Genomic DNA, 2706 nt, shown 5'->3' on the forward strand with positions numbered 1-2706 from the left:
CCGACAAGATTGCCAAGGTCATTGCCGCCGCTAAAGCCAAAGGGGTTACCGTCGTTATGAGTAACCATGACTTTGATAAGACTCCGGCAAAGGAAGAAATCGAATCTCGTTTAATAGGCATGAAAAAGCTCGGAGCTCACGTAGCCAAGTTGGCTTGCATGCCCCAATCGGCTAAAGATGTTCTCACCTTATTAGCTGCTACGGAACATGTAAAATCCCAATATCCCGATGAACCGATTATCACCATGTCCATGGGCAAACTCGGTGCGATCAGCCGCATCAGCGGTGAAGTCTTCGGTTCGGCTTTAACCTTCGGTTCAGCCAAGAAAGCTTCGGCTCCCGGACAAATTGAAGTAACAGTCTTACAGAAGATTTTGGAAACCCTTCATTAAGATGTACAACAAAGACGCTGCTTGCAGCGTCTTTGTTTATGTCCTTGTAGATTATTCTTCATCAATACTGTCAATAAGCCATTTTGTATCTACCTGAACGAGCCGTACCGTTATGTCCTTCTTTCCTTCTCCCTTATCCGGCCCTATCGCATAGGTCAGAATAACCGCATCCTTACCGTCCGGTCGACTTTGTAACTTCGTCAGGTAGCCGTACCGGCTGTTGCCGTACGTACCGATCCAATTCGTAAAGGGGACCTTTCTCATGGCGGCCGGCGACAAAAGCCGATAGGCCTCGTAATAGGACTTGCTTTTAATATACAAAGCAAAGGCTTGCATCGTTTCTTCCGCCTTGACTGCATTCTGTCGTCTGCCTTCATGGGTCTTATAAGTCTTTAACGCCTTGACGGCTTCCGAAAAAGCGGTAATTCGTTGGTACTGATCCTTCGTCACGCCCAAGTCGCGAGCCGTTGCCAACAGCTTGTCTAAAGATTCTTGCAGCCGCACTTCTTCTGATTGCCTATCGACGTTAAAATCTGTCGGAGTCATCTTTACAATATGCAGGGTTCGGTCATACACCTCTTCTTCCGCTTTCAGAAACTGTGCTGTCTTCTTACTTTTTCCTTCATCATCCGCTCTATCCGGACTTTCTCTGTACTCACGTACTACTACCGTCAGTTCACGGCGATGTACCTCCATATCGTCGTAAATACGCCCGTTTTCATCAGCTGAGGAATCAGAGGCCAGCCGCGTAAGGTCCGCGGCAAAGCCTTCATTCGCCGATACCACCCTGTCAATTACTTCTTTATTCGCTTGCCCGTACTCTGTATTCCTGTATGTCGTATAAGCTCCCGCAACTGCACATAAAATACTTACGCAAACAAGGCTTACAACAGCAGACCTTGACCTCAATAGCCTACGAATGCAATGGCTTAAAAATAATAAGCTCATAATCACTTCGCCTCACCAAAGTTTTACATATCCTTTTTCCTTATCAGGCTATGCTACCTTTTCTTTATTATGGCACAGGTAATTTCATTTAACAAATAATTGACAGTATCTTGTTACTTTACAGTTACAAAGGCGGCGCACAAAATGATGTGCGCCGCCTTTGTATAATGAAATTATTATTCTTTTACTTCTATGCGATGAATATCTCCGACAATAAAGATGAAGGAAAAAACTCCTACAGCCGCTACGCATCCGATGAAGATCATAGCCCCTACAAAGGATCCCGTAGCCTGGACTATAATGCCGATAGCAATGGGCGTTATAATGCCTGCCAGATTGCCGATAAAATTGAAAACTCCGCCGGCCAAGCCGACTGAATCGGCGGGTGCCATATCACCGACGGTACTCCAAACAATGGCCGCCATCCCTTGCCCGAAGAATGCCAGAGTCATAATGGCAATGACCTCATGAAAGGAGTCTACGTAGTTTGCCGCCATAATGATCATGGAACACAGGAGCCCGAAAATAACGGGAACCTTCCTGGCCTTTGATAAAGATGCCCCGCGTTGTAACATCCAATCGGACCAACGCCCTCCCAACAAGACGCCGCACAAGGCCCCTATGTAAGGAATGACCGCATAAATACCGGCCTTCAGCATGGGCATCTGTTTCGCCACAATAAGATACGTAGGAAACCAAGTTAAAAAGAAATACATGGTACTTGTATTGGCAAACTGCCCTATGTATACGCCGATGAGCTGACGATGTTTAAAAAGTTCCGCAATTTGGCGGCGCGTAATGGAGCGCGTAGACCCCGCTTTTTCCGCTAACCCTCCGCCTTCACGAATATAATCCAACTCCCCTTGATTGACATCGGTGCATTCGGCAGGATCTCGATATAAATAATGCCAACCTAAGCAAGCAATAATTCCGATGCCGCCGGTGAGATAGAAGATTTCCTGCCATCCGTGGTTTTCCAGAACCCAAAAAAGAACGGGTGTCAAAAAAGCAAGTCCGATAAATTCACCGGCCGTATAAATTGACGTGGCCGTCGCCCGTTCCTTATCGGGAAACCAAGCCGCTACAACACGACTGTTCGTGGGAAAGGCCGGAGCCTCGGCTGCCCCGATGGCGAGACGAATACCGAAGAGTGACGCAAAGCTTTTGCCGAACCCCATAGCTACTGTAAAAGCGGACCATAAGAACAAAGATACCGTATAAGATACTCGCGACCCGAAGCGTTCCAAAAGCCAGCCGCCGGGAATCTGCATCAACCCGTATGACCAGGCAAAAGCGGAAAAAAGAAGACCCATTGTAGCCGCATCAAACCCCAAATCACTACTCATACTGGGTGCTGCTACAGCCA

At 47.4% G+C, this 2706-nt stretch carries 3 protein-coding genes; 1 reads left to right on the forward strand and 2 read right to left on the reverse strand.

Annotated features, from left to right (window positions below; translation table 11 throughout):
- On the forward strand, window positions 1–392 hold a 392-nt coding region (aroD, locus tag PGX78_RS06510; protein WP_270445969.1), incomplete at its 5' end, for a type I 3-dehydroquinate dehydratase.
- Window positions 393–443: 51 nt separating this feature from the next.
- Here aroD and PGX78_RS06515 read toward each other — a convergent pair.
- Complete coding sequence (locus PGX78_RS06515) at window positions 444–1340, reverse strand: hypothetical protein (protein ID WP_270445972.1); 897 nt, start codon at window positions 1338–1340, stop codon at window positions 444–446.
- A gap of 176 nt (window positions 1341–1516) precedes the next feature.
- Window positions 1517–2706, reverse strand: a 1190-nt coding sequence (locus PGX78_RS06520) for an MFS transporter (RefSeq protein WP_270445975.1), incomplete at its 5' end; no start/stop codon positions are given.

This window comes from Megasphaera sp. AF13-6AC (genome assembly GCF_027685385.1).
Classification (GTDB): Bacteria; Bacillota; Negativicutes; order Veillonellales; family Megasphaeraceae; genus Megasphaera; species Megasphaera micronuciformis.